The organism is Flavobacteriales bacterium, assembly GCA_013214975.1.
Lineage (GTDB): Bacteria > Bacteroidota > Bacteroidia > DT-38 > DT-38 > DT-38.
This window is the reverse complement of sequence record JABSPR010000400.1, coordinates 1-6,140: the sequence shown is the minus strand read 5'-3', so window position 1 is coordinate 6,140 and position 6,140 is coordinate 1. Positions and strand designations below refer to the sequence as shown.

General features: G+C 35.6%; 5 protein-coding genes. 2 read left to right on the top strand and 3 right to left on the bottom strand.

The features are described 5' to 3' along the window. Window positions 1-296 (bottom strand): ABC transporter substrate-binding protein (locus tag HRT72_12570; protein ID NQY68539.1); only part of this gene is annotated, 296 nt, incomplete at its 3' end. Between the two features lie 230 nt (window positions 297-526). On the opposite strand from HRT72_12570, the gene HRT72_12565 reads away from it, so the two are divergent. Then, a complete protein-coding gene (locus HRT72_12565; GenBank protein ID NQY68538.1) occupies window positions 527-4,033 on the top strand; it encodes a hypothetical protein in 3,507 nt (1,168 codons plus the stop codon). A gap of 1 nt (window position 4,034) precedes the next feature. On the opposite strand, the gene HRT72_12560 is transcribed toward HRT72_12565, so the two are convergent. Both HRT72_12560 and HRT72_12555 read right to left on the bottom strand, forming a co-directional pair. Continuing rightward, a complete protein-coding gene (locus HRT72_12560) occupies window positions 4,035-5,009 on the bottom strand; it encodes a hypothetical protein (protein ID NQY68537.1) in 975 nt (324 codons plus the stop codon). A gap of 133 nt (window positions 5,010-5,142) precedes the next feature. After that, window positions 5,143-5,472, bottom strand: coding sequence for a hypothetical protein (locus HRT72_12555; protein ID NQY68536.1), 330 nt, complete (start codon window positions 5,470-5,472; stop codon window positions 5,143-5,145). Window positions 5,473-5,549: 77 nt separating this feature from the next. On the opposite strand from HRT72_12555, the gene HRT72_12550 reads away from it, so the two are divergent. Next, window positions 5,550-6,140: ComF family protein (locus HRT72_12550; protein NQY68535.1), on the top strand; the 591-nt coding region annotated here is incomplete at its 3' end.

Here is a 6,140-nt window from a genome sequence, read left to right as displayed (position 1 = left end):
TTTGTTTCTTCGTTGTACTCCCAGCTTTCGGCTAGTTCAGCTTTTATCTTCAGCGTAGTTTGATCTAAATCAACTAACCCTTCGTACATCTGATCTGCTATTCTCCATCCTGGAGCCAACGTACAGAACAATGGATAAAAACTTTTATAGTTTTCTATCTCGTTATATCTAAATACACCACCATAGTATACACCGCCTTTAGCCTGTGTACCTTTCGTTCCTTTTTTTCCTCCAGAAGAACACGCAACTAGAAATAGTGCTGCGCATAATGCTAATATTTTGAGACTTTTCAACATGAATAACTTCAATTTTGTTGTGAGAATCTACAAATATATGTATTGATACCCACAAAACGTCGTTTATAGTGATTATTTATATATCAGAAATTCGATAAAAAGTTGATCTCAGTTTTACATTCTTTTATTTATTTTCATCCCTTGTACATGATTGAATTAGCTTTACTCCAATTAGACCATTATAATTGGATCTGATGTGAACCTATTATATTGTCCAACAAGCCTATTTATTGAGATTAGCATTCATCATTTTATTCTATTTACTAATCGGATTTCAATTAAATCTGCACGGGCAAAGCCTAAATAATTGGCATTCTATTTCAGCTGTTATAGGTAAGGATACTCTCGTTTTGGATTCACTTAGCATTGTGCCGAATAGCATTAATATATTTGATATGGCGGGTAACTTAATTCCAAAAAAAAACTATCGCGAATTTCCCGGTTCCGCAAAAATTATTCACACAAAAGAATTCACTAGGCACCACCTAAACGACTCTGTAAATATTCAATACCGAACGTTTCCAATCGCATTGGAAAAACAAACATTTCACAAAGACCTGAGGGTTCTCGAACCATCAGAAAAAGGCATGATAAACCCATTTATGTACACACATAATCCAACTAAAAACTCTCCATACCTCTCATCTGGATTATCCAAAACGGGCAGTATTTCTAGAGGACTAGCTATAGGAAACAACCAAGACCTTTCGGTTAGTTCCAATTTAGATTTACAAATCTCAGGAAAATTAAATGAGCGAGTAAATATACTAGCCGCTATCACCGATAGGAATATCCCAATTCAACCAGATGGAACAACAGCACAAATTCAAGAGTTTGATCAAGCATATGTTCAGTTATACGACGCTAAATCAAAATTAACCGTTGGCGATTTTCGGATAGATGAACGATCCGATTATTTTCTCCGATTTCTAAAAAAAGCCCGTGGAGGACTTTTCGAGACAAGTTCAAACTTAACAAAAGGCTCAAATAATAATTCCGATCAAACCTTAAACAATAGAGTTGCCGGGGCGATTTCAAAAGGTAAATTTTCTCGTTATCAAACTCAAGGACAAGAAGGCATACAGGGTCCTTATAAATTAAGCGGTGCTAATAATGAGTTATTTATAGTCGTGCTATCTGGTACAGAAAGGGTATTTATAGATGGGGAGTTAATGAAAAGAGGTCAAGATCACGACTATACGATTAACTATAACACAGCCGAAATCACCTTCACTGCTAAAAGAATGATTACGAAGGACAAAAGGATCGTGGTAGAATTTCAATATTCGGATCGTAACTATGTCCGATCGATGTATAACACCTCCACAGAATTCGAAACAGAAAAATTTAAAATAGGCTTGAAGTACTATTCCGAACAAGACAACCGAAATCAATCCCTTCAACAAGATCTAACCGATGAGCAAAAGCTGATCTTATTTAATGCGGGTGATTCATTACAAAATGCCATAATTAACACAGAGTTGGCAGTGCCATTTAGCAACGATGAAGTACTATATCGAATGATGGACTCATTAGGACACAAAGATATATTCGTATACACCACAAATGAAGACTCTATCTCCTATCGAGTAAAATTCAGTAATGTCGGTCAAGGTTTTGGAAACTATATACAAGCTAATACTTCAGCAAATGGAAAAGTTTTCAAATGGCTAGAACCAATTTCAGGAATTCCACAAGGAAATTATGCTCCAAAATCGATACTAGCAGCACCCAGTAAAAAGCAGTTGATTGTGTTAAACAATGAGATCAAAATCACAAAAAACACAACGGCAATATTAAATTTAGCGCGATCTGAAAACGACATTAATCTATTTTCCGAACACGATAAAAAGAACGACGTAGGCTACGCGTTTAGAGCCAAAATAGTGAACGATATCAAGCTATTTAACGACACAACTGGTAATCCTTGGCGGCTAATTTCCCACGTTTCATTTGAAGGCCTTAAAGAAGATTATTCGTCTATAGAAAGATTCCGATCTGTAGAGTTTACAAGGGATTGGAATTTGCAGAAAAACTCGTTTACGGAGAAGCAATATTTAACTGAAGTGGGATTCAACCTGTTAAAAAAGAAAACAGGCAATATTCAATATAATTTCAACTCCTTTAATGAAGCTGGGAAATATAGCATCTTCAAAAACGAAGTCAAATCTAATCTCAATAAGAATGGATTTAAAGCCAAAGTGAAGGCGAGTTATCTAGAAACAAAATCGGTTCGTTCGAATAGTTTTGCTAGAATAAAAGGAGACTTTTCTAAAGCAACCAAGCTGTTTACAATTGGGGTGAAAGAAGAGTTTGAACAGAACCTATTTAAGCAAAAAGGTTCCGACAGTTTGGTTAGCGGAGACAGTTATCAATTTCTCGCTTTAGAAGGATATCTTTCTAACTCCGATAGTGCAACCAATAAATATAGGCTTAACTATAAACACAGGCTAGATAAAGGCATTGTAGGTAACTCTCTTTCAAATGTAACTTTAGGAGAAAGTGTAGGACTAACAACGAACATCCGGAAAAACAAGAACAGCATAATTAAAAGTACAACCGAATACAGACGACTTCGGATTATGGATTCTACAGCCAACTTTTATGGACATCAAGCGGATAAAAATTTAGTAAATCGGTTAGAATACCTTCTTAAATTATTCAAGGGAACTATATCAACTCGGTCGTTTTATGAGATAGGATCTGGTTTAGAAGTTAAAAAGGAGTTTCAATATCTAGAAGTACCAATCGGCCAAGGAGCATATGTATGGAAAGACCACGACAACGATGGCATTCAAGAATTGAACGAATTTGAAGTTGCACAAATTATGAACGAAGCAAATTTCATCAAAGTCTTTACCCCTACCTCTCAATATGTTAAGACATCAAATAATCAATTTAATCAGTCGCTCTATATAAAACCGGCAATAATCTGGAAAAACAAAAAGGGCATTAAGAAAGTGCTATCTAAACTGTCTACCCAGACTACATTTCGAATAGATCGAAAAACAAAAAACGAATTAACTCTCAACGCCTTCAACCCTTTTTATAATAAAACGGATAGTCTAAATCTGATAACTGAGAATTACTCTTTACGAAATATCTTATTTCTCAACAAGGGCCATTCTAAAATTGGCGGCGATATTCACACTTTAGAAACACGAAATAAAATGATTCTGGTAAATGGGTTTGATGAGCGCAGAGACAAGCTAATGGGTGCTAACTTTCGATGGAACATTAATAAAAAAATTAGTCTCACAAACCTTTACGATAGAGGAGAAAAAAACAATTCCTCCGAGGCTTTTAGTTCAAGAAATTATCAAATTGAATACGAAAAAGTAAAGACCAAATTAAGTTTACAACCCAACTCAACCTATAGAGTTAGTGCTTTATTCAATTATCAGAACAAGAAGAACCTAATCAATAATCAAGAAACGGCCTTAATTCAAGAATACGGAGCTGAACTAAAATTTAATTCTGTAACAAAAGGAAGTCTTATGGCGGAAATCAAATTTATTCGAATAGACTATGACCCTAAGTCTGATGATCCTAATACTTCATCCATTTCTTATGAAATGTTAGAAGGGCTGCAGAATGGAAATAACATAACGTGGAGAATATCATTCCAGAAAAAGCTTGCAAACAATATGCAACTTAGCATCAACTATGATGGACGATATTCAGAAACTGCCAACGTGGTACACACTGGAGGCGCGCAAATAAGGGCCTTCTTCTAGATTACTCTAGATTAAAAGACATTTTACCTATTTCACCACCATCGGAAAATAAGCTAACAACGTACTCTCCCGATTCAACCATTTCTTCTTGTTGACGATACCAGTAAATACATTTTTCGACCTCCTCTCCTTGATAGTCCAAATCTTCCTTAATACTAAAATAGCCTCTCCCTCCAGGAAAATTAAACATGTACTCTTCGCTACTTCCTTTTGCTAGTACCTTCCCTGAAGGGGTGGAGATTCGAACATAAACATCTCTTTTACCTTTATCCGCTATTTCATTTTCAGCAAGTGTAAAACAGATTTCTATTTTATCTACTCGTCTTGCTCTACTCGTTTTAGACTCTACATTACCAAATCGGAATTTGATAGGTGTAACATTTGCATTAAACGCTTTTAGCAACGACATCAACTGAACTTTTTGCTGTAGTTGACCCTTTTCTTCCACCAAAGTCTCATTAACAACACGCTCTTCTACCAACACTTTTCTTACCCATGTATTTTGAGCCGTCAAGTTTTGATTCATCGTGTTCAGAGAGTCTATCGCAACAATGTAGCCCTTCATGATTCCCCTCAATGTCTCTGCTTCTTTTTTGTATTTGGCCGTTAATGCTTTATCATCTTTGCCTTGCTTTAATTCTACAAGCATTTCTTCAATTTTGGTTTTTTCCGCCACCAACTGTGCATTTAAAGAATCATTACTTGTCGTCATGTCCTCATATTCTGCAAGTAGTGCAGAAAGTTCTTCTTCAAGCATTTTACGCTCGTAATCTATTTTCTCTTGCTTCTGAATTTCAACAACGATAGCATCTCTTTGGCTGTTCATCTTAAACAACAAACCAAGGATGATTAGAAATAGAATAATCGAAATGATCTTAAACTTGTCTAATCCCTTCTTAGAAGAGATCTCTTCTCTTTGAATTTCTGGTTGTACCGATCCTTTTTGCTCTTCTTCTGGTTCTTGATTTTCTGACATACCTTTGTTTTATACTGTTTGTTGTGCCCTCGCGAAGCGAAATTAATCCACTTTGCATATAGGTTTAAAGAAGACGAATAAGGGTTATGAACACTTGACTGTGAATGGGTTTATCAAGTAAAGAGATCCCGATTTACTCCTCAGTATCAAGCAATTCGATATCAGCTATTTGAAATCGATCCTTTTTAACCGAACCAGTAACTTTGGCTTTTCGAATAGTTGAGCACATCCCGTCTACACCATGTGCATCACCATGATCGTCCATGCTAGAGCCATCTGCGTAATAGGCCGTCCCATTTACTTTTACAGCTAAACTACACCCCGATCCTTCCAAACCGAACTGGCATTGACCACAAGACACCTCAACAATTTCGTCTTTAACTTCAACAGTATTCTCTTCTCCAGCTTGTGAAACTATTGCTGCAGAAAACAGAAGGAATAAAACAAAAATTGCTTTTTTCATAATTGAAATGTATAGTTGGTTCGATCAAATTTAATCTATTTTTATTCGCAAAGATTAATAAATTAGTCCTTTCAAAAATGATGAACAATTTCCTTTCCACCCTGTTCGATTTATTCTTTCCACCAACCTGTTCTGGCTGTAAAAATTTATTACTCCAAAACGAAAGAGCATTCTGCACACAATGCAAAATAGATTTACCCAAAACTAACTTTCACGATGACCCCGAGAATAACGTGAACAAACTCTTTTGGGGGAAAGTAAAAGTAGAAGCTTCCACAGCATTCTTGTATTATAATAAAAAAGGAATTGTTCAAGAAATGATTCATAGTTTAAAGTATAAATCCAATAAACTTACGGGCCAAACACTTGGAAATTTACTCGGCCTCCAATTAAACGAATCTGAAAATTTCAAGAACATTGATCTCATTATTCCAATTCCTCTACACAAAAAGAAATTGCGATTAAGAGGATTTAATCAAAGCGAAGAAATCGTAAAGGGTTTGGCAACCTCCATGAATAGACCCTACAATTTTAATTGTATTGAAAGAATCACCGAACGAGAAACGCAAACGAATAAGTCTAAGTTTTACCGATGGCTTAATATGAAAGATGTTTTTGTAGTAGTTAATAAAGAGCCGTTAGCAGGTAAACACATTCTTCTTATTGAT

Bases quoted from the DNA above. Each gene is read 5' to 3' on its own strand.
- HRT72_12560 (NQY68537.1), bottom strand. From the start codon at position 5,009: ATGTCAGAAAATCAAGAACCAGAAGAAGAGCAAAAAGGATCGGTACAA.
- HRT72_12555 (NQY68536.1), bottom strand. From the start codon at position 5,472: ATGAAAAAAGCAATTTTTGTTTTATTCCTTCTGTTTTCTGCAGCAATA.